Raw genomic sequence first — 25,142 nt, 5'->3', positions numbered from 1 at the left:
TATCGATATTGTCTAGATACAACTCTTATAAAGCGACAACGGTTACATAGCTTTTTCATACATCAATGGTGTTTTTTGCCACTTCATTTTGACTCACATAAACCGACTCTTGAGCAGATTTGTCATCCATGATGGCTTGGTTGACACTGGCAGTCAGTCTGCCATCTGCCCATAACGGCTGTCTGATGGCTAGCCTTACTGATTAAGACATTGATTTAAGCATCGCTTTAATTGGGTAGAAGCTTAGATACTCAACATGGCGATATGAGCAACTAAGGTCTTAACTGATGGTATTGACAGTAATACAACCACCAAATCATAAGTTTCTTTATTATCATTATCATGAATGCTACCTGATACTAATCATATTTGATGATGCAATAAAAATAAATAGAAGTGGACAGATTTGCAATAACTGGCAGTATCGTTATTTATAACAAAAATTACTATAAATGGTAAATGTTGGTTATAATAGTGCGTCATTGATGCCTAATTGGTTTTTATGTCACCTTATTTTTGCTTTTTTAAGCGACCACTCCTTTTTATTAGGCATTTACTATGATTGTCATGCGTCTGTTGTCTTCACTCAAACATGATGAATCTGAGCGAGGCATTTATCAGCTGGGGCGTAAGGTCATCAAAAATGGTGGTCAATCCATCATCATCGCCAGTGCTGATATGAATGACGACTTGGTTAAACGCCTTATCCGAGAAGGCAATCAATATCACCAACTTGAGATGAAAAAAAAATCTTGGCTGTCTTTATTAAAAATAAGGGCTTTACGCAAACTGATTGAACAGTATCAACCTGACATCATTCATATGCACTCACGCACACCTGCATGGGTATTGTATTGGGCATTAAGAAAAGCCAAGCTTAATAAAAACCCCAAATTAGTCAGCACCATGTATGGTTTTTATCCCATCAACCGCTATGCCAGAGCCTTACTGATGTCTGATGTCATCATCACCGTTTCAGACAGCGTTACCCAATACTTAATGGCAGGGCTGTCTGAGCATCAACTGGCAGATAAATCGATTGTACGCATCTATCGTGGTGTGGACACTCGCATGTATCCTTATCGCTACAACCCATCTGTGTATTGGTTACGGCGTACTTTTGCTGAATTCCCTGAACTTGAACATAAAAAATGGTTGCTGTTTCCTACCCTAATTGGCAAACAATATGGGCAAGAATGGCTGATTGATATTTTGGGTAATTTGGCTGAAACATATCCAAACTTGCACATCATCATCATGGATGACGACAAAGATAATGGCGACATTGTGTATGAAGAATTTCGCCAACGTGCGTATGCGTTAGAACTGCAAGACCACATTAGCTTTGTGGGCAGTCGGCGTAATGACATGCGTGAGTGGCTGGCCGCTGCCAATGTGGTGGTGGCATTGGCAAATGAACCTGAATCCATTGGCATCACCATCTTACAAGCCCTGCATTTAGGCACACCTGTGGTTGGTTGGGATAAAGCGGCGTATTCTGAGATTTTAAGACCACTTTACCCACAAGGGTTAGTCAAACAGCAAAATGCCACTACTTTAATTAAAATCATCAAAAATCAACTGGACATTGTTAGTCGACCACCCATGCCACAAGAGTTTGAGTTAACACAAACCATTGATGATACTTTTGCCGTCTATCAACATCTGATAGACGGTGAACCAATACCGCCTTTTTTTAGCCAACCAACCCAAATCGCCAAAAACAGTGCATAATAAAGAGCATAAAAAAAACCCAAGCGAGGGCAAACGCTTGGGGTCTAGGAGGAGACTTAGCCATGAGCTTAGTTTTATGAGCTTAGTTTTATGAACTTAGCGATAAACTGAGTCATTAACCGAGTTATGAACTTGCTATTTTTACTTTTACGTCAATGTCGCTTTTTGCCAAAAGCGAAACTTTGCCAAAAGCGAAACAACGACACGACGCAAACGACATTCCTTATCAAATCAAACCCAATCCATTCAACCAAAAAGTGGCAAGTAGAAAGAAGTTTAATCTCAACACTGACATCAATCCTTGATTTCCTTGTGCTGATGGGGACATTTTAGCAAATTGTGCCAATTTGCCCAGCTGACAAAAGCGGATTGTGTTGTAAGCATTTGCTGACATTTTTGTGTTGATATTTTTGTGTTGATATTTTTGACTTCATCATACAATCATAAAATCTCTCAACATAAAATTTCTCAACATAGATGCGAACAGATAAAAAGTTTGCTAATATGGCAAATTGGCAATTGCCATCATGTGTCTTTTTATTCATGTCTCTTTTATTTATTTTATTCATTATTTATTCATTGATTTTTTTATTCATTGATTGATTGTGATTTATATTGTCAAGAAGGATTAACGCTTATGAGTGAACTGTCGGTAGGATTTGTGGGTTGGCGTGGCATGGTTGGCTCAGTTCTGATGCAACGCATGCAGGCTGAGAAGGATTTTACAGGCATTATTCCGACGTTTTTTTCTACCAGTAATGCTGGCGGTGATGCCCCTAACTTTGATGGTGTGCCTGCCAGCAAACTTAAAGACGCTCACGACATTGATGCCTTAAGCCAATGTGACGTCATCATCACCTGTCAAGGTGGCGACTACACCAACCAAGTGCATAAGCCCTTACGAGATTCTGGGTGGCAAGGTTATTGGATTGATGCTGCCAGCAGCTTACGCATGGCAGAAGACAGTGTGATTGTGCTAGACCCCATTAATGGTGAGTTGATTAAAGATGCCCTTAATCATGGGGTAAAAGACTTTATCGGTGGTAACTGTACCGTGTCTTTGATGTTGATGGCGATTGGGGAGTTGTTCAAACAAGACTGGGTAGAATGGGTGTCTTGCATGACTTATCAAGCCGCCAGTGGTGGTGGTGCAAACAACATGCGAGAGTTGATAGCAGGCATGGGTGTTTTACATGACAGCGTCAAAGATAAATTGGCCGACCCTGCCAGTGCCATTTTGCAGATTGATAAAACCATTATCGATACTCAACGTGGTGATAACTTCCCCACACAATACTTTGGTGTGCCATTAGCAGGCAGTCTTATTCCTTATATTGATGGCCAATTAGACAATGGTCAGTCAAAAGAAGAATGGAAAGGCAGTGTTGAGAGTAATAAAATCTTAGGCAAAACCGATGCCAATCGCATTGCCATTGATGGGCTGTGCGTGCGTATCGGGGCAATGCGTTGCCACTCATTGGCGATGACCATTAAGCTTAAACACAATGTGCCATTACAAGACATTGAACATGCGTTAAAAAACAGCGACAACGCTTGGCTAGATGTGGTAGAAAATGACAAACAAGCCACCATGGAACGTCTGACTCCTGTTGCCGTTTCTGGCACATTGACTGTGGCAGTGGGGCGTTTGCGTAAGCTGAACATGGGTGAGCAATACTTAAGTGCCTTTGCGGTGGGCGACCAATTACTTTGGGGAGCGGCAGAACCATTACGCCGTATGCTTGGCATCATTAAAAATCACAAAGCATAAAACAGCACACCGAACATAAAACAGGATTCTTTAAGCTCATTTAAACTGAATTTGACTACCCTTTTAAGCCAAAAACCCCCTTAAACCAATCAGGGTTAAGGGGGTTTTTAAGGCAGGTATCATCAATGATGAATCGGCATCATTCATTGATGTTTTGAAAATACGCTTGTAACATTTCTAAACAACGCTCAACTTTAACAGGCTGGCGTTCTTTTTTTAGCGTGGCGGCATACAACACACTGCTGGGCAAATCGTAATTAGGTAAGACTTCAATGAACTCACCTGATTGTAGATAAGGCTTGGCATCTAACGCCATCAATCGCACCAAACCATAGCCTTGTAATGCCATGGTGGTTGCCATCATCACATTATTGGTGGTAAAACGACTGCTCATTTTAATGCGAGTTTTTTTATTGCTATCGTGTTCAGCAAAATCCAGCAGATGCCCATCTTTCATCAGCTCAATGCCAATGAATAAATGTGAAGATAAATCTTTTGGGGTTTGTATGGGTTCGTGTTTATTTAAATAACTGGGCGATGCCACCAATACTTGCCGCACATTGGCAAAAAAGTGAGCGCTAAGGCGAGATTCAAGCGACATTGAGCCAATACGGATAGACAAGTCAACACGCTCTTCAATCATATCAATGTAGCGATTATCTGCCAAAAAATCGATATTTAGCTCGTTATGGCGACTAACCCAGTCAGATATGGCTGGCAAAATGTGATTAACCCCCAACTGTGGCGTGGTGGCGATGCGTAATGTTCCTGCCAAATCATCTCGCAGTTGATTGACACGCATTCGACCTTCTTCAGCGGCGCTAACCACATCTTTAGCAGCGGTATAAAAACCCTGCCCTGCTTCGGTTAGGTTAAGTTTGCGAGTGGAACGGTGGAGCAAAATAACGCCCAAGTCTTCTTCAAGGGCGCGAATTTGCTGACTAACAGCACTGGTGGTGATGCCCAATGATTTAGCAGCCCCACTGAACGAGCCATGGTCAACAACGCTTGCAAATACTGCCATTCCACGCAAATTCTCTAACATATCTTTTCTAACCTTATTTAACCCTAAGTTACTAAGCCTAAGTTACTTATCAATAAAAAATTCATACAGTTATTATGACAGATTATATATGAATAATTTATCCATTTAGACACATTCTAAGCACATAAAATGACACTTTATCGAAAATTGGTTAACATTATTAAACAAATATCAGTTTTTAAATAAGGTAACTTTTAGACATTATTCAGATGTCCTTTACTTGTCTTTTAGATGTCTCAGATTGAGAATATGCCCTAAGTTTTATCTGATTAATCGTTGCTCCTGACTGCTGTTTTAATTGTTGCATGACAGGTGATTGTTCCAGAAGTTTAATGGCTTGTTGCTCTGCCAAATTTTGTCGATGTTTTTGTCTTTCTTTTGGTAATTTAGGCTCGTCTGTTTTTTGCATCATATCGGCTAACGATGCGTCAGCGGTTAGCTGAAAATTGGCATTGGGGAAATCTTGTTGCAACACGCCCACCAATCGCTCAAAAACGTTGATAAAGTTTTTGGCTTGTGTCTGGCTGACAAACACACTTTCGCCCTGCATATCACCTGTCATGACCCCTTGATTGGCAAGTGCCAATTCATCTGTGCTAAGACGCTCTTCTTGTCTGGCAAGAAATAGCCAGTAATCCCATTTTTTTTCATTCCATTGTCCAGTCAAGTCAGCTGGAGGACATTGCAACAACGACCTTGGGTCATTGGCAGATACTGACGCTGGTTCGGTCGGTAGTTTGGTTGGCGTTGCTGCGGTTAATTCTGTTTCGGTTAAAGATTGTTCAATTGGTTCGATTATTGTTGGCGTTGATGTGTTACTTTGTTGATGTCCGTCATCATTGTTTGGAACATCACCATTGGCGTGATGACTGTCATGAGGATTGCCATGATTTTCGTTATCATTTTGTATGCCGTCATTTAAGGCATGCTTTTGGTTATCAGATGACTCATCATATTGATGCTGATGCTCATCATGTTCATGATGATACTCATGTTCATGATTGTGTTTATGTTCATGATTGTGATGATGGCTGACATGACTCACCCATGCTTCATTTGAACCAAGTGGTCTAAAGGCAAGCAAACGCAATAGACACATCTCCAACGCTTGTGTCGGTGAATGAGCCAATGACAAAGATTCACGAGACTTGTTAACGATTTCATAATACAGTTGCAAAGTCTCACTGGGAATTTGCCAAGCCAGCTGTTGGCGTTTAGCTAATTGCTGGGGTGATATGCCCAAGTCCATCTCTGGCAATAGCTGTAATAACGCCAAGTGGTGCAAAAGGTCTGATAACTCATTTAACACATTGCCAGCATCCAAGCTCTTTTGTCGCATCTGCATTAAGATGCCCATGACACCATGACGGTCGTCATGATGAATGGCCGTCAGCAAAGCTTGTAAATCGGTGGCGTTAATCACGCCCAACATATCAACAACCAACGCTTCTGTTAATTGCCCATCAGCAAAAGCAATGGCTTGGTCAGTCAATGATAGCCCATCTCGCACTGAGCCATGTGCTGAATGTGCCAATTGCCATAAGGCTTCTGGTTGATGGCTGATTTGCTCTTTATCCAACACATGTTGCAAATGGCCAAAAAGCTGAGACTCGGTTAATGGTCTTAACACAAACTGCAAACAACGAGAAATCACGGTAATTGGTAGTTTTTGTGGGTCGGTGGTGGCAAGCAAAAATTTCACATGCTCTGGTGGCTCTTCTAAGGTTTTGAGCAAGGCATTAAAACTGTGGGTAGAAAGCATGTGTACTTCATCAATCAAATACACTTTATAACGACCTTGTGTTGGGGCGTAAGGCACGTTTTCTAACAGCTCTCGGGTGTCTTCAACCTTGGTACGAGAAGCAGCATCAATCTCAATTAAGTCAATAAATCGCCCTTGATCTATTGCCACACAATGACCACAAACCCCGCATGGTGTACTGGTCATGCCCGTCTCACAATTAAGACATTTTGCTAAAATGCGAGCGATGGTGGTCTTGCCCACACCACGAGTGCCTGTAAATAGATACGCATGGTGCAGGCGATTTTGCTCAATGGCATTGATTAATGCACGACTGACATGCTCTTGCCCAACCAATTCATGAAAATTGTGTGGGCGATATTTTCTTGCCAACACCTGATAAGGCATCGTTAAAGAAGCGTTGGCAGTTGGTTGCGTGGCTTGTGCTTGGGTTTGGGCTTGGTTCATTAAAAATTTATCAAGAATTTATTAAAGGTTAAAGGCTAAAGGTTAAAAATCATCTTTGAGCTTGTTTTAGTTCGGTGAGCTGACGATGCAAATAACGCTCCAGTTCTGACATTTTAGATGCAGGTTGATGATACACGTCCATGGTTACATTAACTTGCCCTTCTTCATTTGCTTGAGACATGTCAAATCCCAACAAAAATAAATCATTCATCACAGGGTCTTGCAACTCGCTGTTTAAGTCAATCAGCAAGTCCATGTTATCTTGGTTGATTTTTTGCCGTGTCAGTGAGCTATTGGCATCTTTAGCATAGACAATCAACATGTATGGACGACCAAACTCACTATAGGAATGCTGATACAACACATATCCTTGACGGCGGTCTTCTAATGGCATGTTGGCATAATCAAGCACATCTTCCATCAGCTTCATACGAGTGTATAGCGATTCTTGCACCAATAAGCTGAGCATCTGCTTGGCTTTATCATCTAAGGTCATGGTGTTTTCATAAAGTCGCTGGGTCAGCTGACGCACCAATTTGACCCAAATATTTGAGCAAACCATCATTTTTTCTATCAGTTGTTTGGTGATGTGTTCATCACCTTTTTGCATGGCATTGACCAAACGAGTGTCATGTTTATCCAACATACCAATGCTGATAAGTTCATTTTCAACTTGCCATGCTCGCTGATAAAACTCAGGTGAATGAATGAAGGTCTGTGCCAACACCGTTTCATTGGGATACACCGTCATATTAACCAACGCTTGACGGTGATATTCAAAAAATGCCACCAAATCATCAGGGGTGTTTAGCATTTGAATGATTTGCACAAAGCTTTTTAATCCATATATCAACAGCACCCGATGTGCATCGTCATAATCTAGCACGCACTGCTCTTGAAAATACGCACTGCCAAACTGGTGGTTGATTTGATAATCTTGTTCATTAAAGGTGACTGATAAATCTGACAGTCCCACAAAAAACGTCTTTGGCGACTGACCACTTTGCTGAGTGTCTTTATGATTTGGCGGGCGTTGGTTTGGCAGGCGTTGCTGAATGTTAAGGTGTCGTTTTATCAAATCATTCACTGACGCTTGGCTGTGTTGGTGTAGGGCATTTTTAGACACATGCTCAGTATCTGAAAAAAATCCGATTTTGTCATACAACAGATAAATGCGAGCATTACCTATTTTAAGCACCGCATCATAACCTGCATTGAATGACGTTGCCAATTCCAATTGCACATACATGGATAAAAACGTGTCATTTAAAATGCTTTCAAAACCCATCACCACCGCTTGGCTATGCTTTGGTTTGGACTGTTCGGTATCTGTTTGCGATGATGGGCTGACCACCGTATTGGGTTTTGAAACGGTGGCTGTTTGGTGAGATTGGTGGTGGTTGATTTTCATGGCGACTTGTTGCCCTTGTGTTAAAATCATTGTTCTTATGTTGACATCAGTGCCATCACTGCTCCTTACGCCTCATGTGGGGGAACAAAATCACATCTCGGATACTTGGGGCATCGGTAAATAACATCACCAAACGATCAATGCCAATACCCTCCCCTGCTGTGGGTGGCAAACCGTATTCTAACGCTTCAATAAACTCAGCGTCATAGTGCATGGCTTCATCATCGCCTGCGTCTTTTTCTGCCACTTGTTGTCTAAAGCGTTCGGCTTGGTCTATTGGATCATTCAGCTCACTAAAGCCATTGGCTATCTCTCGCCCACCAATAAACAACTCAAAACGGTCGGTAATTTGTGGGTTGGCATCATTACGGCGAGCCAGTGGTGATGTTTCTGCTGGGTATTCAGTGATGAACGTTGGCTGACGCAATCTGGTTTCTGCGGTTTCTTCAAACACAATGGTTTGTAATTTGCCAATACCAAAGATGTCTTTCACTTCCTGATTGAGCTCATTTTTGACATAATCTGCCAAATACGCACGGTCGTTAATTTTGCTCATGTCAAAGTTTTGTGCATATTTTTCAATGGCTTTGGTCATTGGCAAACGAACAAAAGGGGCTTTTAAGCTAATCGCTTCTTGTTGATAATTCAGTTCTGTTGTGCCAAGAATGTCATTTGCCAAAGTCTCAAGCATCTCTTCGGTCAACTTCATCAAATCTTGATAATCAGCATAAGCTTGATAAAACTCAATCATGGTAAATTCTGGGTTATGGCGAGCCGATACGCCTTCATTGCGAAAATTTCGGTTAATCTCAAACACCCGTTCAAAGCCACCAACCACAAGGCGTTTAAGGTACAACTCTGGGGCAATTCGCAAAAATAACGGCATGTCTAACGCATTGTGATGAGTAACAAACGGACGAGCCACCGCTCCGCCTGGAATGACGTGCATCATTGGCGTTTCAACTTCCATAAAGCGTTCACCAAGCATGAACTTGCGAATGCCTGCAATGACTTGGCTACGCACGATAAAAGCATGACGACTGTCATCATTGGTCATCAAATCAAGATGACGACTGCGATAACGGGCTTCGGTGTCGCTTAAACCGTGAAATTTATCAGGCAGTGGACGCAAAGATTTGGTTAATAACTCAAGGGTCTCAATATGCACATACAAATCACCTTTGCCAGAACGACCAATATGACCATTGACCGCCACAATATCACCCAAATCCAAGCTTTTGATTAAGGCAAGTGTGTCATCATTCAATTCTTTACGAGCAACATACAACTGAATACGCCCAGTCATGTCTTGCAGTACCATAAATGAGCCACGGTTAAGCATGATTCGCCCTGCCACTTTGGCATAGACTTTTTCGCCATTTTCAATGGTTTCTTTATCCACATTAGCGAATTTTTCTTGCAAATCTTGGGCGTAATCTTCACGCTTAAAAGTATTTGGATAAGCAGTTTTACCATTGGCTTGGGCTTTTGTTTGCAATTCTTGCAATTTGGCAAGTCGTTGAGCAATTAAATCATTTTCGCTGATTTGCGTTTCTGGGGTTTGGGGCTCTTTTGACATAATTAAAACCTTAGTTAAATTTAAAAATTAAATTGTTTGTTTAAATAAGTGTAAGGTGCGTATCACGCACCATAATTAACTATTTTTCTAAAAATTGGTGCATAATACACACCTTGCGATTTAGCTTGGTTGTATTTTGTTAATCCACACACAAAAACCCACTAAATTGACCTTTATTGACCGTGCCATAACAACCAAATGGCACATTATTGCTTGGGCATACGCCTTTGACAAGTGTGCCAACTTCATCATCAAAAGATTGTCCATCAGTAACACACCGCCCTGCTTGGCATTGACTACCGTCCGTACACACTTTTTCTTTGTCGGTAAATTCCACCACACAAAAATCAAATTATCCTAATCCTTGTGGGCTAATTTTTCCACCTTGTCTTTGGCATTTGGCAATCTCGCTAGGGGTTGCGGTTTTGCCTTGTGGGTGTTTGATGTCTTTGGCAGTTAAAGGTTTATTAGCCAATAGGGTTTGGTTTATTGGTTTTGGCGTCTCGTTATTTGTTTTATTATCCATTGTCAAGTGATTTTGGGTACAAGCCGATAGCAAACCAATCAACGAAAAGTAAAGGATTTTTTTAAGCATTTTGATTATCCAATATATGATAAAACCACATAGCTTTTATCTGATGCTATTTGATAAAATTTAACAAGATTGGCAAAATAATCTTGCAAACCTTCTTTAATATCATCAATTTCACTGTCATCGTCCCAAACATTTGGATAAATTTCGGCTTTTGATAATTCTTTAAAATCTACTTGTTTAATCAATTCTAAAAAATTAATTTTTTTTAATTCAACCGCTAATTGATTAACGGTTTCTACCTTATTATAATTGGTTGGAAAATCGCCATCTTCGGCAACTTCTGGGTTCAAACAATCTTCACCAAAAATCACATATTCTAGCACTTTATGGTTTATTTCATTATTTTTAATGGAATTTAAAATAAAATTTAAACCGTGCCACATTTTATCCAAACTGCAAGTCGGATAATCATCACTTTCAAATTCTTCATCATTAAGATAATCATCAATTTTATCACTTGGTAAAGCAATCAAATCACAATACATACCCATAACAATTCTCCAAAAAAGTTAATTTACAAATTATTCGCCACTCAATTCTCGCCACTCACACTCGCCATCAAATCAGCTTGATGTTCACGCAATAGGCTGTCTAAAAGCTCAGTTAAATCTCCTTCCATGATGGCATCTAATTTATATAAAGTCAGATTGATGCGATGGTCGGTCATGCGTCCTTGGGGAAAGTTATAGGTGCGAATGCGTTCACTGCGATCGCCACTGCCAACCAAATTACGGCGTAAGCTACTTGCCGCATCGACTTGTTTTTGTACTTTGTCTTGCTGAATTTTTGCCACCAGCATTTTCATGGCCTTATCACGGTTTTTGTGCTGACTGCGTTCTTGTTGGCATTCTACCACCGTGCCTGTGGGAATGTGCGTCAATCGTACCGCTGAGTCTGTGGTATTGACATGTTGCCCCCCTGCCCCACTGGAGCGAAACGTATCCATTTTGATGTCAGCTGGGTTTAAGTCCACACTGTCATCAATCTCAACTTCAGGCATAACTGCCACAGTACATGCTGATGTGTGTACTCGCCCTTGGCTTTCGGTTTCTGGCACACGTTGCACACGATGAGCCCCACTTTCAAATTTTAAGCGACCATACACATCAGTGCCTGATATTCGGCTGATGATTTCTTTATAACCGCCATGCTCACCTTCGTTGGTAGACAGTATTTCCACCTGCCAGCCTTGTGATTGGGCATAGCGTTCATACATGCGGAACAAATCACCACTAAAAATCGCCGCTTCATCACCACCTGTGCCTGCTCTAATCTCTAAAAACGCTGGTACTTTATCGTTGGGGTCTTTGGGCAATAACATGACGTTAAGTTTTTCTTCAATACTGGCAAGCTGCACTTTGGCATTCTCAATCTCTTCTTGTGCCATCTGCTTCATGTCTGGGTCATCTAGCATCTCGTGGGCAGTGGTCAAGTCAGCTTCAGTTTGTCGGTAGCGTTGCCAAAGATGGGTGATGTCGGTCAGCTCGCTATGCTCTACGGATAAATCACGGAATTTGGTGTTGTCGTTGATGACATCAGGATCTGATAACAAATGGGTAACTTCTTCATAGCGGTCAATCATTTGGTCAAGGCTTTCTCGTAAAGATGCTTTCATAATTTCTCATTAAGCCATAAATTGTCATTACATAAAATGTCAGTCAGCAATTGTCAGTCAGCGTTTCAGTCATCGCATGACCATCGCATGACACTCATTGTTTAGACATGCTGTTTTTGTTCAACATGCTATTTTGCCATAATTTTACCGCATCTGCTGATTTTTATTATTTGACTTGTTGCCAAGCTTGATGATTATGCGATATTATTCAGCTCAAATTGATGGTTTTTAACGTTTTTTTCATTGTCGCAAAACCAAACTGTGGCAACACACCCAAAACAACTTCAAAAACAACATCGAATCGGTTCGATTACTTAAGGAGAATTAAACGATATGAATGATAACACTCATTACACCTATGCTGGCTTTGGTGTTAGGCTGTTGGCAACCATCATAGACGCCATCATCATGATGTTGGTCATTTTCCCCATCATGTATGCCATCTATGGCGACGCTTATTTTACGTCTGAAAGCTTATATTTAAGTGTGATTGATTTTTTAATAAATACGGTATTGCCCTTTGTGGGGTCTGTGTTTATGTGGATAAAGTTTGCTGGCACACCAGGCAAGCTGATATTTAACCTTAAAGTATTAGATGAAAAAACAGGCAATCACATCACCCCCACACAGGGCATCATTCGTTACTTTGGCTATCTCGTCTCGGCAGTGGTGTTTTTCTTGGGTTATTTTTGGGTGATTTTTGACAAGAAAAACCAAAGCTGGCACGATAAAATGGCGAAAACCGTGGTTGTCAAAGCCAGCTAACACACCATGCCATCACCCAACCATATTTAGAAGTTAAATTTTTTAGAAGTTAAATTTAAAGTTAGCCACATTTAGCCACTAGCCACGGCATATTAAGACATGTCCTAATGTTTATTGGGGCTAAATGTGCATCAAGTTGGATAAACCAAACGCTACATGGTATACGTTGTCTGTTGGGAATCCAACTTACCTGCCAATAGGCGTTCAACTTCATTTTTCATCTGCTGCCCGATGACATCATTGCCAAATTGAATGGCAAAGCCTGCTGGACGACCTGCACTGGGTTTTTGATTAAGCCACACCACTTTACCATTTAAAGGAATACGCTCGCTTGAGCCGGGTAAGGTAAACGCCACAAACAGCTCTTGCCCTAATTGGTGTTGGCGGTCACTGGGAACAAAAATTGCCCCACGTTCAATAAAGGGCAAATAACTGGCATAAAGTACGTCAATATTTTGAATGTTACAGGTTAAAATACCTGCACCACCACGACCTGGCATTGCCATAAAAGTGTCTCCTAGTCCATACATCAGTGATGAAATCAGTCATAAGCTTACCATAATTGGGCAAGATTTTGCATCAAAGCATCATAGATAATTTTATCTTGCACATTTTGCCTTAAAGACCGTTGCATGTCATACAGCTGGTTTTGTAACATCATGGTGGCAGTAAAGCTTGGCATGTTGTGCAAATGTATGTTTGATAAATCAATGCCAATATTCATCTCATCTGGCTGATGTTGGACCTTTTGTTGTGCTTGCCATGGTTGTGATTGCCATTTTTGTATCGCAACAAGCATCATTAACGACAGCTCAATAAATTCCATTAAGGGCAGATGACTTTGCCAATAATCACTTGCCTGCACAGGGGTGCGTTTTTGGCTGGCCAGTGCTTGCCAAGTACCAAGCCACTCAGATTGCATCTGATACCAGCGTTTTTGTGCCAACTCAATTGCCGCCATTGGGGCATTGTCTGTTAAGGTGAGCAGTTGGCTTATCTGTGCGTCGGTTTTATCAGCCAAAGCAGTCGAAACGTATGCTTTGGCAACAGATAAAGGAATGTTCGATAAAGGCAATGCTTGTGTGCGACTGCGAATGGTGGGCAACAGTTTGCTTGGTTGGTCGCTGATTAATATCAGCTGTGTGTGGGGGTTGGGTTCTTCTAGCGTTTTTAATAACGCATTGGCGGCTGCCACGGTCATGTTTTCTGCATGGACAAACACCATGATACGCAAGCCTTGACTGCCTTGATTGGCAAAATCTTGGATACTGCGGATATCATCAACTTTGATACCAGTACCATCTGCATAAACACGCTTGTCAGATGTGTCAGTATGGGCAATGGGCAATGAGTCGCTTGGTAATACTCGCAAATTTGGATGATTACCTGCCTGCAACCATTGACAACTTTGACAATGACCACAAGCCATCTGTGGTGATGTGGCTTTGTTTTGGCACAACTGCCATGCCACCCACCGCCATACAAACGCACGTTTACCAATGCCTGTTCGCCCCCCTGCCAATATGGCATGTGGTAGGCCATCATTGGTCAAGAATTTACTCGTCAGCCGTTGCCATAGTGGTTGTTGCCATGGTAATTGTGTTACAAATGCTTGTGAACCTAAGTCATCACCACGCACCATCTTATCTGTAGGCGTCATTCACACACCACCAAATGCTGTCAGTGGTAACTGATTGAGTCTATCCAAGTCAGCTTGCGTGTCCACACCAGCAGGTAAGCTGGTTAAGGCAATGTCAATCGCTATCTTTTTTCCTTGTTCTAACACCCTAAGCTGTTCTAGGGCTTCTAACTGCTCAAGCATGCCCATTTGCCAACCACCAAACGCTTTGAGCATGGCAACCCGATACGCATATAAACCCAAATGACGATAGGCATGGGTTGGGGCTTTTTGAGCTTGAAATTCTGGGGTTTGAGCATTTGAGGTTTGGCGATTATTGACCATTGCCAAGGCGTGTTCTCGGTTACAAGGAATGCCAGTACGGCTAAAATACAAGGCATGGTTATGTTTATCAGCCACCACTTTAACCACAGATGGACGCATCAATTCTTCATATGAATGAATGGGCTCACACAAAGTCGCCATGACCGCATCGTGGCTTTTTAGCAATAAATTTTTGGTCTGTTCAAGGAGTAACGGGGGTACTAACGGCTCATCACCCTGCATATTTATCACAATGTCATCATCTGCCCAGCCTTTGATGGTAACCACCTCAGCCAGTCTGTCCGTGCCTGACGCATGATTAACATCGGTCATCAGCACATCATAACCTGCATGCCTGCACACATCAGCAATGCGTTTGTCATCGGTGGCAATGGTCAAATCATCTGCAAAGGTTGCCAAGCTTGCTTTTTGAGCCACCCATAAAATCATGGGTTTACCATGAATGGGCAATAATGGCTTTCCTGGCAAACGACTGCTTTTATGGCGTGCAGGAATCACAATATGCGTCTTGTGATGCGTCTTTTGAGTATTTGGACTGGGTGTGGTGGTGGTCATGTGTTATTTTCCTAAATGTTTCACGCCAAACGTCTGATGATGTAACAAAGGCATCATGCAGGCGATGTCAGTCATGTTACAAAATCGCCAATGCTTGTAATTGTTGATGCAATCGTTGATAAACCGCTGTGGATAAATCAGCGGTGATGGGCAATACCCAAATTCGCTGTTGCCAATTTTCCCAAAATTGACGCTCATCATCAGTCATGTGATGAAATAGAGTAAAGATTTTTATGGCATCTTTTGTGGTTACAATGATGGGTAATTTAGGTAAGTGATTTAATTTAATAAAATCTGTCATGGCATATTGATGGTGGTCAGGCAAAATCACGGGGGTGATTGAAAAACCTAATTTGCTTAGGCTATTAAAAAATCGCTTTGGATAACCAATCCCTGTCATGGCAATCACCGCTTGTGCTTGCAAACATTGTCCATCATCATTCATCTGTGTTTCCCAAGCATGATGACTTGCCCAAGCACTCAAGCTTATCACGTTATCAGTGCATAACGTCATGGTGGAGATATTTGCCAAGGGGCTGGTTTGGCTTAAATAAGGCAATGCGTGCAAATTAGGAGCAAGTTGTGTGATGTGATATTTAAGGTTACCATCTAAACCCGTCACATGAAACAACAGCTCTGTTTGTATGCCAGCATTGTCCATACCAACATCATCAAGTAACCGACTGACAGGCTCACGCAGATATCCCATGGGCAACAGTTGGCGATTACCAAAACCACGCACCACATCCACCACTATCCATTCAGCATCTCGATGCAACGCATGATGCTGTAACCCATCATCAGATAAAATCAGCCTAATATCAGCATGATGCTCAAGCAACAACTCAATCGCCTGTTGTCGGTTAGGACATACCGCCATCGCCACACCTGTTTGTCGTACGATTAAGGCAGGTTCATCACCCACCACGTCAGGGGAGCTATCTGTTGTTACCAACAATGGCATTTTATCCACTTGTCCACCATAACCACGGCTGATGACACCAATGGTTAAGCCTAACTTGTGTAAATACTCAATCAAAGCGATGATAAAAGGTGTTTTACCACTGCCACCCACATTGATGTTGCCAATAACAATGACGGGAACTGGGGCATGATATACCGCCTTAATGCCACAGTCATGGCAAAATTTGTTTAACTTAAACAAACCGCCATAAAACCAACTTAAAGGAGCAAGACCCCACAACCATGCTGACTGTTGTTGCCATGCACGGGTAAACACACTTTCTAACGACATAAATGGGCTCTGACTTTGTGAGTATGTGCTATCATGGTAAAAATTTTATCATACTAAATTGCTTCTGATAGAACAATTTTAAAGACCACCTTGACATGACTCCATCACCATGAATCAATGTTTTATAAATCAACACCCCACCAACTCCCATCTAAACACAAAAACTCACCAAGTTGCTGTCAGCGATTTACTCAATATCACAACAGACCAAACCGCTTTTAAGCCAACAACTAAGCCAATAACTAAGCCAACAACCAATCAGCCAAAAACAGACACGCTCAATTTAGCAAATAATCCCTTATTTGCTCAGCCAAGGATAACCAATGCCTTAACGCTGATGACCCAATTACACACGCATAAGTTACACACGCATAAGTTACACGCACATCAGTTACACGCACATCACTGTCAATCATTTGACTTACCTGCTGATAAAAAATCCATACAAATCCATGCCCATACTCTGTTATTAGGCACCCATGGCATGGGCAAAAGTGCATTTATTAAAGCATGGCTAAGAACTCATGCCAATCATTGCCCACCACTGTCATTTGTGGTCTTTATCGACACACAATCACCCTTTACCATTCATCATTTGCCCATCACCCATAAAACCCATTTATCATTACAGCAGAACTTAAATAAATTTTGGCAACATTTGTCTGTTTACCCATCACAAGATGACCCTGCTCACACGCCATTAGCAGATGATGCCATCTTCATATGCCTAAAAACGTTGGCGGAATCACTGCCAACACCATCATGGCAAAGGTTTATCAAAACCATGCAACAGAGCATTGAACATTCACCAATGATGGTAAATGCAATGCCAAAAACAGAACAGATAAAACAGCGATTTTTTATTTATTTATCTCCATTGACCGAGCATTCACCACCCATACATACCGCCCAACCAGCAACCCCCTTAGATGTGCTTGGCGGTGTGATTTTGCCAAGCGTCAGTCAACCAAGCATCAGTCAACACACAGCCAATGACATCGACAGTCTGACTGATATGAACGCCACGCATCTGCCCCATTCACCTTATATGACTCATTGCCACACAAATTGCCATGCTTATTGGCATATGGGCAAGCTGCTTAAGTCGCAAGGTGGGTTTTTATTAATACGATTGGTGGATTTGTTGGCACAACCAAGCTTACGCCAAGGGCTTTATGATGTGCTGACCACAGAACGGTTACCCATCAACTATCATACCGCCACATACCCACACACACTGGCATATCCCACCGCCCCACAAACTTTGCCCATGACAGTCACATTGATTGCCATTGGTGAAGCTGATGAACTTGATGAGTTATGTGAAATCGACCCAAGTTTTGCTCGTTTGTTTACCGTGCGTGCTGAATTTGATGACACAGTCTCACAAACCACAGCTCACAAAAATGGCTTTGCTCAGCTGGTTTATCAACAGTTAAATGCTTTAAATATCCATCAACACACGGTAAATGATGCTCAATCAACCCCCATATCAACCATGGCAACCGATGCCATTTGGCAGTTATATCGTCATTTTGTGCGATTAAGTGGACACAATCGCTTACTGGTGCATATGGATAAACTATACCACCTTATCCAAGCCAGTTTGATGACCACTTTGATGACCACCAATCACGATAACAGCCGTTTTAACCAAACTAAAAACACCCCCCAAATCCAAGCAGACAATGTCATCAAAACCCATGATGTCATCGAAGCCCATGATGTTATTGAAGCAATTAAGGCTCAAGCACAGCAAGCTGATTATCTCAAATCTTTATATTGGCAAGACATTATTCAAGGTCAGCAAAATTTAAATACGCAAGGTTGGCTGATAGGACGCATCAATGCCTTAACGGTGATTGACCATGCCAATACCCAGTTTGGTATGCCAATACAGCTAACGGCGGTGATAGAGCCACATGTTGGGCATGGTGATATCATCGATATCGAACGTGAAGTTGAGTTGGGTGGTGATTTGCATGCTAAGGGCATGTTAATCATGAGCCATTTTTTAAAAAGCACATTTAGCCCATTTTGTCCATTAAACTTCAGTGCATCACTGGCAGTTGAACAAAACTATGGTGAAATAGACGGCGACAGTGCCACCCTAGCCCAAGCTTGTGCTTTGCTGTCATCATTGGGGCAAATTGCCATCTATCAGGGCATTGCGGTAACAGGCTCTATGAACCAGATGGGCGATGTACAAGCGGTTGGGGGAATTAATGAGAAAATCGAGAGTTTTTTTGATTTGTGTCAACAGCAATCCGCCAGTGTCAACCACCGACCAACCGCTGACAATTTGCTGATTCAAGATGGCATGAACAGCACAGACGTCATTCAAGGCGTCATCATTCCAAAAGCCAACATCACCGACCTTATGCTAGACGACCGTGTGATACACGCAGTATCAACAGGACAATTTGTTATCCATGCGGTCAGTCATATCAGCGAAGCCATGACACTTTTGACCCAAATGCCCTACAGCAACACAAACAAAAAAGGCAACCTAAGTAAACACTGTCTGCAAGGGCGGATTATTAAACAATTAAAACAATGGCAAGATGATGAGCGTGGGTAGCTGATTCAACAACCGTCCCAAAAAACCCAAGTTATTCTCAACAAGTTATTCTCAATAAAATATTGAGAAATCAAACATGTTGCTTTTGGCATTCGCTAAAAGTCATCTTTTAATTGGCGTAAAGCAGCAAAGACGGTCAAGGGTTTATCGTCATCAAGCTCAACTTGTTGTGCCACAGCATTAACCACGCTGTCTTTATCACAACGTAAAAACACATTGATATCACGCTCTTGACTTAAACTGGTGGGCAGTGATGTTTGGTTATTTGCCAGTCTTTGCTCAATTTCATTCACGTGATGTTTCATCGCCATATTATTTGGCTCAATGGATAAGCCAAACGCTAAGTTATTTAACGTGTATTCATGGGCAGGATAAAACAGCGTGTCATCTGGCAATTTGGCAAACCGCTCTAAACTGTGATACAAGTCGCCCACCGTACCTGTGAACACTCGACCACAACCTGCACTAAACAAGGTATCACCACAAAACACATGCTTGACTTTATCCACTTCCATCACATACGCCAAATGATGCTGGGTATGTCCTGCCACCAACCACACTTGTGCGGTCTTACCCCATAAGTTTATGGTTGTGCCTTCTTTGACTTCTTGGTCAGGGTGAATGCCATGATCGGCATGAGCCACCACGTGCGTTAGTGGGTACAACTCTCTTAGCTCAGATACCCCACCGATGTGATCGGCGTGTTTATGGGTTATCCAAATGGCGGTCAAATCCAGCCCATGTTGATTGATATAGTTTCGCACAGGGTCAGCTTGCCCAGGATCGATGATGACAGCTTGTTTGTTGCTGGGATTGACCAATGCCCAAATATAGTTATCACTAAACGCAGGAATTGGATAAAACCTTAACATGACACATCCTTAATATGTGGCTGACTTAATATGTGGCTGAGTTGTCTAAGCTGTCTATTGGCATGGCATTGCTGGGCAATTTTAGCACTTGCCCAACTTGCACATGGTCATAAATACCAATGCCATTGATTCTGGCAAGCTCACTGAGATTGACTTTATATTTATTAGAAATGCCAATCAGCCCCTCTCCTGGTATGACGGTATGTGTTTTAGGGGCATTGATTGTGCTGTTGGCTTGCACAGCAGTCGGTTTGGTGATGACCTTACTGACGCCTGGTATGGTCAGTATTTGCCCATTTATGAGCATATAATCGGTAGGTACATTATTGGCAGATGCCAAGGTGGTTAAAGGAATTTTATAACGAGCTGCCAATCCTGATAAAGTTTCGCCAAGCTGGACTTTATGCTGAACTTGATGGTTACCTTGATAAGAACCAGTTTGTGGCACATGACGTGATGTGCTGGTTTGTGATGTTCTGGTTTGTGAAGTTCTGTTACTGGTTGGATTGGTGTTTATTGGTGTGGTTGGCACAACCAATTTTTGCCCAGCAACTATGATGGTTTGTGGGCTAATGCGGTTAAGATTTGCCAATTGTGCCACACTCACGCCATAACGATTAGCAAGCATGCTTAAATTATCGCCACTTTTAATAACATAACTGTCCACATTGCCTGTGTATTCACGATTATTCGTATTGGTATTGGTTTGGTTGGCAAAACGATTGGTGGCAATAAAATTGCTTGCTCTGTCTGATGTTTGTGTGCCAGTAGGAATGTTTAATAATTGAGTAGGTTTGATGGTTGCGGTGCGTTGTATGCCATTAGCTCGCACCAAATCATCAATGCTGATGTCATACTGACGAGCAATGCTAGACAGTGTTTCGCCATATTCCACTTCATGCAAGGTAGCAGCAACGCTTGGCAAGCTGAAAAATAGCAACGATGCCATCACTGAATATGATAAAAGTAACCTTTTATGAACAAGATTTTTGTTTATTAGCTGTTCTGTTGTCTGTTGTTTGGTATTGTGTGCGTGCATGTCAGCTCCTAATCAACCATTCTATAAATGCTTAGCGATTATCTGCCCAGCTGTTATCTGTGTCATTGTGATGACGCATCATTGTTATCTATTTGGTTATCTATTTGGCTTTTATTGACTTAACTGTTAACCGTGATTGTTTATGGCTTTATCTTACTCAATCACCCATATAAATCAAGCAACATCAGCCCAATGGGGTTTAATTATTTGCCAAAAGGGCATCAAGCATGGATTTTGTGATTATTCATCGACATCATTTGACCAATTTAAGCAACAAATGCCCAGTTTGTCTTTGGTTGCTTGTTTTTGATTGCTTATTTTTTGTTGCTTACCTTTGGTTGCTTACCATTGATTATTAGCCATGCTGTTTTTCAAAATCTTGCATGAATGCCACCAATTGTTCAACCCAATCTAAGCCAATGGCATTGTAGATGCTGGCACGCATTCCCCCCACACTGCGATGACCTTTTAAGTTTAGTAGCCCTTGCTGTTTTGCCTTAGCCAAAAACACGTTATCCAACGTCGCATCTGCCAACGTAAATGGCACGTTCATGATGGAGCGATATTGTGCATCAATGCCATTGTGATAAAAGTCACTGCCATCAATCGCATCATACAACAATTTGGCTTTTTGTTGGTTAATCTTAGCAATTTGTTCAACCCCACCTTGTGCCTTTAACCACTCAAACACCAAGCCTGCCAAATACCAAGAATAAGTCGCTGGCGTGTTACTCATCGAGTCAGCATCGACTTGTGTTTGATAATTAAGCAGTACAGGACACCAATCACTGGCATGACCCAATAAGTCTTCACGGATAATCACAATCACCAAGCCTGCCGGCCCAATGTTCTTTTGCGCCCCAGCATAAATTACCCCATAATCATTAACATCAATGGGGTGTGATAAAATGCTTGATGACATGTCAGCCACCAAGGGAGCTGATACCTTAGGCGGTTCAAACAGCTGTACACCATGAATGGTTTCATTGGCACAATAGTGAAAATAGCTGGCGTTGTCTGTTGTTTGCCAAGTGTGCCTATCTGGCACGCTCTGATAATTAAGCCCATGACCATCTGCCACAAGATTAACCTTACCAAGCCCCAAATTGGCATAACGTGTGGCTTCACTAAAGGCTTTTTTTGACCACGTCCCTGTTAATAAATAATCAGCCACGCTGTTATCTTGATTAAATGACAACAAATTAAGCGGTATGGCAGAAAACTGTAAAGACGCTCCGCCTTGCAAAAACAACACCTTATAATGATTTGGAATTGCCATCAACTCACGCAAATTTTGCTCAGCTTGACTGGCAATTTGCATATAATCTTGACTGCGGTGGCTCATTTCCATCACTGACACGCCTTTGCCTTGCCAATCCAACAGCTCTTGTTGTGCTTGATACAGTACAGGCGTGGGTATGGACGCAGGGCCAGCAGAAAAATTGGGCAATCGATGCAACTGTTCTAAAGATAATTGGTCTGATGAAATCAAGCTTGTCATAAACATCAATCCTTTAATGGTTTTTAATGGTTTTCAATGGTTTATAGTTAACTGGCTTTTCTTTTACTCAAACTGTGTCTTTACTGAAACTGTGTCTTTACTGAAACTGTGTCTTTACTGAAACTGTGTTGCCAAATGGCTCTAGATGACCCAGATAGATTGTGCCTAGACAGATTGTAACTGTTGCCAAAATGTTTGTTTCAACTTGGGCGTTACCAACATATCCGCCAACAATGGGGCCTCAACCGCTTTTTTAAGATTAACCCCGTTAGGCAATGGACTTAAGCACAGTACAGGGTGTTGGGTTTGCTGTCCTAATCGGCATAAAAATCCATCTAAACTTTGCTGAGCATACTCTGCATCAGTCATGCCCACACAAATGGGAAAGCTCAATTGATAAGACTTACCGTTTAGTACAGAAACGATGTTTTGCCAAAGTTGAATCTGCTCAGCTGTCAGCTGTTTTTTATCCACCAAGATGCTGTGATGATTAAAACTAAAGCCCTCTAACTCAAAACTGACTGCGGTCGTACTGTTTGCCGTCGTGTCTGCTGCCGTTGTGTCTGTCATCGTGTCTGTTGTTGGCGATGCTAGGACAGCAGTTTGTGATGCGTCATTGGATATGTCATAAGACGCATGACCAATTGTCGTGCCTTCTGCCAGCTGATTATCGTTGGCATGGTAACTGCTGTTATCTACGGCGTTTACTGATTGACGATTTATGGGTTGATTGTCTGCTGGTCGATTGTCTACTGGTTGATTGTCAATAACAGACTGTTTATTCGGTTTGGCTAACTGTATTGGTTCAAAATAAATGGTCTGGTTGAATTGTTGAATGGATTTTTGGTCTGATTTCTGCCTTGTTACCCACACATCAATACCCATCAAATGTAACATCTGTCGTTGACAGATGACGTGTTTAACATGTGGGCTGTGAACGTTATTAGGCATAGATTTGATGATTAAGAGGTTTGAGTATTAAGAGGTTTGAAGATTAAGCTGTTTACGTTTAAATAAATGACCAAAAGATTACGCTTGATGCCATGCTGATAACCATGTCAATATCTGAGCATTGGCATCTGGCAGACGATATCGTCCACCAAGCAACTCTTGCCAACTGGCCCAAACCAATGGCTGTCCCAATCTGCCCAATAAGGCGGGTTGTCCATGTTGATGGCTCACCTGAGTCTGAGCCACGCTTTGATTAAATTCATGATATTGCTCAGCAGATAAACGCACTTCATACACATGCAGACGGACACATTTATTGGGATAATCATGCTCAATCTCGCCCAATTTGGTTAATTTGTTCTGTCGAATGTCCAAGCCAATCTCTTCTTGTACTTCACGGATAAGGGCATCGGTTGCGGTCTCAGACGGCTCGATTTTACCACCCACAAACTCATGGCAATCGCCTTGGTCTTGCTTGGCATGTCGATGGCCAAGCAAAAACCAGCTGGTATTGTTGTTGACTGCATTGCTGTTGACTGTATTGCTATTGACTGCATTACTGCTGGCATCATTCAACACATCGGCATCATGGCGAATCACCGCCACTGCCACATCAATTTTGGTGGTTAACATTGATTTTGGTTTAAATTTGGCTTAAAAATGTTGCGAAGACTTATCAACCATCGCACCCTGTTGGTTTTCTTGTTGGCTTTCGGTCTTTAGCACATTAAGATTGGCTGATTCAGAGATAATGGCATTTTGTTGTTCTACCGCTCCTGTCAACCTGGCAAGTTCTGTTTTTAAATGCGTATTTTCACGATTAAGGCGACCCATCTCCCATTTATTTTGCAACACTTTAAACCACAGCAAAGATAAGAAAATGCCAATGCCCAAAGAGATGGCAATAATCAACAACAAGCCTAAGTTCATCGCAGGGGCTTGATAAAACAGTAAATTCACCGCAAGCTCGGTGCTATTGGCAATCACCAAGCCCAATGCATAAGCAAAAAACACCACCAAAACCACCATCAATACGACACGCATGAGATGCCCTCATAGTAAAAAACGTTAACGCAAAAACAATTAAAAAATAACAAACAAAAAATAACAAACAAACAAAAAAAGCTGACAAGGTTAAGGCATGTTCTATATGATGCCTGCTTTTATCATGCCTACTTTATGCCAATTCTTTATTAGATTCACTCAAGATACCTTTATCAAGGTGTATTAGCCAAGTTGCCATTAGCCAACTTATATTAACATGAACCAAACTCCATTAGCTCAAGTCGCAATGCCTTACCAGGTTTAAAGTGTGGTATTGCTTTTGCTTTGACCATCACCTGTTCACCTGTCTTAGGGTTACGAGATTGTCTTTGTTGATGATGATGCAAACAAAAACTGCCAAAACCTCGTATCTCAATCCGCCCATCATCTTGCAATGTTTCTGCCATCAGCTCAAACAATCGCTTAACCGCCACTTCAATCACGTCATCATTCATGTTATCACAATTTTGACTGATGCGTTGTATCAACTCAGATTTATTTACCCACATTCATGATGCTTCCGTTTCGCTGTGTTCTTGTATTTTGTGTTTTAGGTATTCTTTTGGCATGATTTTGGCATAAATGTCATGTCATTGTCTATCGTTTTGCAAACGCCAAAGAGTAAAACAAAAACACCCAGTCATAAAGCCTCACATG

General features: G+C 41.8%; 23 protein-coding genes. 4 read left to right on the top strand and 19 right to left on the bottom strand.

Going from position 1 to position 25,142, the window contains the following annotated elements; translation table 11 throughout:
* Window positions 1–558: 558 nt before the first annotated feature.
* On the top strand, window positions 559–1,734 hold the full coding sequence (locus WDM69_RS03605; protein WP_078306266.1) for a glycosyltransferase: 1,176 nt from the start codon (window positions 559–561) through the stop codon (window positions 1,732–1,734).
* 637 nt (window positions 1,735–2,371) lie between these two features.
* Window positions 2,372–3,505, top strand: a complete 1,134-nt coding sequence (asd, locus tag WDM69_RS03600) for an aspartate-semialdehyde dehydrogenase (protein WP_078306264.1) — start codon at window positions 2,372–2,374, stop codon at window positions 3,503–3,505.
* A gap of 139 nt (window positions 3,506–3,644) precedes the next feature.
* On the opposite strand, the gene WDM69_RS03595 is transcribed toward asd, so the two are convergent.
* The 8 genes from WDM69_RS03595 to prfA all read right to left on the bottom strand — a co-directional run bounded on the left by WDM69_RS03595 (window position 3,645) and on the right by prfA (window position 11,959).
* Window positions 3,645–4,550 (bottom strand): LysR family transcriptional regulator, encoded by a 906-nt coding sequence (locus WDM69_RS03595; RefSeq protein WP_338755711.1) that lies wholly within the window; start codon window positions 4,548–4,550, stop codon window positions 3,645–3,647.
* A gap of 205 nt (window positions 4,551–4,755) precedes the next feature.
* Window positions 4,756–6,699 carry a DNA polymerase III subunit gamma/tau gene (dnaX, locus tag WDM69_RS03590; protein WP_338755868.1) on the bottom strand — a complete coding sequence of 648 codons (1,944 nt, stop codon included), beginning with the start codon at window positions 6,697–6,699 and terminating at the stop codon, window positions 4,756–4,758.
* 109 nt (window positions 6,700–6,808) lie between these two features.
* Complete coding sequence (locus WDM69_RS03585) at window positions 6,809–8,170, bottom strand: hypothetical protein (RefSeq protein WP_338755710.1); 1,362 nt, start codon at window positions 8,168–8,170, stop codon at window positions 6,809–6,811.
* 55 nt (window positions 8,171–8,225) lie between these two features.
* Window positions 8,226–9,749, bottom strand: a complete 1,524-nt coding sequence (gene lysS / locus WDM69_RS03580; RefSeq protein ID WP_338755709.1) for a lysine--tRNA ligase — start codon at window positions 9,747–9,749, stop codon at window positions 8,226–8,228.
* Window positions 9,750–9,888: 139 nt separating this feature from the next.
* On the bottom strand, window positions 9,889–10,089 hold the full coding sequence (locus WDM69_RS03575; RefSeq protein WP_338755708.1) for a hypothetical protein: 201 nt from the start codon (window positions 10,087–10,089) through the stop codon (window positions 9,889–9,891).
* 12 nt (window positions 10,090–10,101) lie between these two features.
* Complete coding sequence (locus WDM69_RS03570; protein WP_338755707.1) at window positions 10,102–10,344, bottom strand: hypothetical protein; 243 nt, start codon at window positions 10,342–10,344, stop codon at window positions 10,102–10,104.
* A 5-nt stretch (window positions 10,345–10,349) separates the two neighbouring features.
* Window positions 10,350–10,835 (bottom strand): YfbM family protein, encoded by a 486-nt coding sequence (locus tag WDM69_RS03565; protein WP_338755706.1) that lies wholly within the window; start codon window positions 10,833–10,835, stop codon window positions 10,350–10,352.
* 41 nt (window positions 10,836–10,876) lie between these two features.
* A complete protein-coding gene (gene prfA / locus WDM69_RS03560; RefSeq protein WP_338755705.1) occupies window positions 10,877–11,959 on the bottom strand; it encodes a peptide chain release factor 1 in 1,083 nt (360 codons plus the stop codon).
* Window positions 11,960–12,292: 333 nt separating this feature from the next.
* Between prfA and WDM69_RS03555 the strand changes: the two genes are divergently transcribed.
* Window positions 12,293–12,724 (top strand): RDD family protein, encoded by a 432-nt coding sequence (locus tag WDM69_RS03555; RefSeq protein WP_338755704.1) that lies wholly within the window; start codon window positions 12,293–12,295, stop codon window positions 12,722–12,724.
* A gap of 152 nt (window positions 12,725–12,876) precedes the next feature.
* Here the strand turns inward: WDM69_RS03555 and WDM69_RS03550 are convergent, their stop codons facing one another.
* From WDM69_RS03550 to lpxK, 4 genes are all read right to left on the bottom strand, one after another.
* Entirely contained in the window at window positions 12,877–13,230 is a 354-nt protein-coding gene (locus tag WDM69_RS03550) for a PilZ domain-containing protein (RefSeq protein WP_338755703.1), read from the bottom strand.
* Between the two features lie 47 nt (window positions 13,231–13,277).
* Entirely contained in the window at window positions 13,278–14,384 is a 1,107-nt protein-coding gene (locus WDM69_RS03545) for a DNA polymerase III subunit delta' (protein WP_338755702.1), read from the bottom strand.
* Complete coding sequence (gene kdsB, locus WDM69_RS03540; RefSeq protein ID WP_338755701.1) at window positions 14,385–15,242, bottom strand: 3-deoxy-manno-octulosonate cytidylyltransferase; 858 nt, start codon at window positions 15,240–15,242, stop codon at window positions 14,385–14,387.
* 76 nt (window positions 15,243–15,318) lie between these two features.
* Window positions 15,319–16,497 carry a tetraacyldisaccharide 4'-kinase gene (lpxK, locus tag WDM69_RS03535; RefSeq protein ID WP_338755700.1) on the bottom strand — a complete coding sequence of 393 codons (1,179 nt, stop codon included), beginning with the start codon at window positions 16,495–16,497 and terminating at the stop codon, window positions 15,319–15,321.
* 109 nt (window positions 16,498–16,606) lie between these two features.
* Between lpxK and WDM69_RS03530 the strand changes: the two genes are divergently transcribed.
* Complete coding sequence (locus tag WDM69_RS03530) at window positions 16,607–19,078, top strand: AAA family ATPase (RefSeq protein WP_338755699.1); 2,472 nt, start codon at window positions 16,607–16,609, stop codon at window positions 19,076–19,078.
* Window positions 19,079–19,173: 95 nt separating this feature from the next.
* Here the strand turns inward: WDM69_RS03530 and gloB are convergent, their stop codons facing one another.
* From gloB to WDM69_RS03495, 7 genes are all read right to left on the bottom strand, one after another.
* On the bottom strand, window positions 19,174–19,950 hold the full coding sequence (gloB, locus tag WDM69_RS03525) for a hydroxyacylglutathione hydrolase (protein ID WP_078306250.1): 777 nt from the start codon (window positions 19,948–19,950) through the stop codon (window positions 19,174–19,176).
* 25 nt (window positions 19,951–19,975) lie between these two features.
* Window positions 19,976–20,989: a LysM peptidoglycan-binding domain-containing protein gene (locus WDM69_RS03520; RefSeq protein ID WP_338755698.1), complete on the bottom strand. Its 1,014-nt coding sequence runs from the start codon at window positions 20,987–20,989 to the stop codon at window positions 19,976–19,978.
* A gap of 355 nt (window positions 20,990–21,344) precedes the next feature.
* On the bottom strand, window positions 21,345–22,490 hold the full coding sequence (serC, locus tag WDM69_RS03515) for a 3-phosphoserine/phosphohydroxythreonine transaminase (protein WP_338755697.1): 1,146 nt from the start codon (window positions 22,488–22,490) through the stop codon (window positions 21,345–21,347).
* A gap of 165 nt (window positions 22,491–22,655) precedes the next feature.
* Entirely contained in the window at window positions 22,656–23,441 is a 786-nt protein-coding gene (locus tag WDM69_RS03510; protein WP_338755696.1) for a hypothetical protein, read from the bottom strand.
* A gap of 78 nt (window positions 23,442–23,519) precedes the next feature.
* Entirely contained in the window at window positions 23,520–24,074 is a 555-nt protein-coding gene (locus tag WDM69_RS03505; RefSeq protein ID WP_338755695.1) for an NUDIX domain-containing protein, read from the bottom strand.
* A 21-nt stretch (window positions 24,075–24,095) separates the two neighbouring features.
* Window positions 24,096–24,485 carry a LapA family protein gene (locus tag WDM69_RS03500; protein ID WP_338755694.1) on the bottom strand — a complete coding sequence of 130 codons (390 nt, stop codon included), beginning with the start codon at window positions 24,483–24,485 and terminating at the stop codon, window positions 24,096–24,098.
* 212 nt (window positions 24,486–24,697) lie between these two features.
* Complete coding sequence (locus tag WDM69_RS03495; protein ID WP_422393270.1) at window positions 24,698–24,940, bottom strand: HU family DNA-binding protein; 243 nt, start codon at window positions 24,938–24,940, stop codon at window positions 24,698–24,700.
* Between the last annotated feature and the right edge of the window lie 202 nt (window positions 24,941–25,142).

The organism is Lwoffella lincolnii (assembly GCF_037201985.1).
Taxonomy (GTDB): Bacteria; Pseudomonadota; Gammaproteobacteria; order Pseudomonadales; family Moraxellaceae; genus Psychrobacter; species Psychrobacter lincolnii.
The sequence above is the reverse complement of the archived record's forward strand: the minus strand, read 5'-3'. Positions and strand labels throughout refer to the sequence as shown.

Coding starts and splice junctions, on each gene's coding strand:
- WDM69_RS03605 (WP_078306266.1), top strand. CDS start 559: ATGATTGTCATGCGTCTGTTGTCTTCACTCAAACATGATGAATCTGAG.
- asd (WP_078306264.1), top strand. CDS start 2,372: ATGAGTGAACTGTCGGTAGGATTTGTGGGTTGGCGTGGCATGGTTGGC.
- WDM69_RS03595 (WP_338755711.1), bottom strand. CDS start 4,550: ATGTTAGAGAATTTGCGTGGAATGGCAGTATTTGCAAGCGTTGTTGAC.
- dnaX (WP_338755868.1), bottom strand. CDS start 6,699: ATGCCTTATCAGGTGTTGGCAAGAAAATATCGCCCACACAATTTTCAT.
- WDM69_RS03585 (WP_338755710.1), bottom strand. CDS start 8,170: ATGAAAATCAACCACCACCAATCTCACCAAACAGCCACCGTTTCAAAA.
- lysS (WP_338755709.1), bottom strand. CDS start 9,749: ATGTCAAAAGAGCCCCAAACCCCAGAAACGCAAATCAGCGAAAATGAT.
- WDM69_RS03570 (WP_338755707.1), bottom strand. CDS start 10,344: ATGCTTAAAAAAATCCTTTACTTTTCGTTGATTGGTTTGCTATCGGCT.
- WDM69_RS03565 (WP_338755706.1), bottom strand. CDS start 10,835: ATGGGTATGTATTGTGATTTGATTGCTTTACCAAGTGATAAAATTGAT.
- prfA (WP_338755705.1), bottom strand. CDS start 11,959: ATGAAAGCATCTTTACGAGAAAGCCTTGACCAAATGATTGACCGCTAT.
- WDM69_RS03555 (WP_338755704.1), top strand. CDS start 12,293: ATGAATGATAACACTCATTACACCTATGCTGGCTTTGGTGTTAGGCTG.
- WDM69_RS03550 (WP_338755703.1), bottom strand. CDS start 13,230: ATGGCAATGCCAGGTCGTGGTGGTGCAGGTATTTTAACCTGTAACATT.
- WDM69_RS03545 (WP_338755702.1), bottom strand. CDS start 14,384: ATGACGCCTACAGATAAGATGGTGCGTGGTGATGACTTAGGTTCACAA.
- kdsB (WP_338755701.1), bottom strand. CDS start 15,242: ATGACCACCACCACACCCAGTCCAAATACTCAAAAGACGCATCACAAG.
- lpxK (WP_338755700.1), bottom strand. CDS start 16,497: ATGTCGTTAGAAAGTGTGTTTACCCGTGCATGGCAACAACAGTCAGCA.
- WDM69_RS03530 (WP_338755699.1), top strand. CDS start 16,607: ATGAATCAATGTTTTATAAATCAACACCCCACCAACTCCCATCTAAAC.
- gloB (WP_078306250.1), bottom strand. CDS start 19,950: ATGTTAAGGTTTTATCCAATTCCTGCGTTTAGTGATAACTATATTTGG.
- WDM69_RS03520 (WP_338755698.1), bottom strand. CDS start 20,989: ATGCACGCACACAATACCAAACAACAGACAACAGAACAGCTAATAAAC.
- serC (WP_338755697.1), bottom strand. CDS start 22,490: ATGACAAGCTTGATTTCATCAGACCAATTATCTTTAGAACAGTTGCAT.
- WDM69_RS03510 (WP_338755696.1), bottom strand. CDS start 23,441: ATGCCTAATAACGTTCACAGCCCACATGTTAAACACGTCATCTGTCAA.
- WDM69_RS03505 (WP_338755695.1), bottom strand. CDS start 24,074: ATGTTAACCACCAAAATTGATGTGGCAGTGGCGGTGATTCGCCATGAT.
- WDM69_RS03500 (WP_338755694.1), bottom strand. CDS start 24,485: ATGCGTGTCGTATTGATGGTGGTTTTGGTGGTGTTTTTTGCTTATGCA.
- WDM69_RS03495 (WP_422393270.1), bottom strand. CDS start 24,940: ATGAATGATGACGTGATTGAAGTGGCGGTTAAGCGATTGTTTGAGCTG.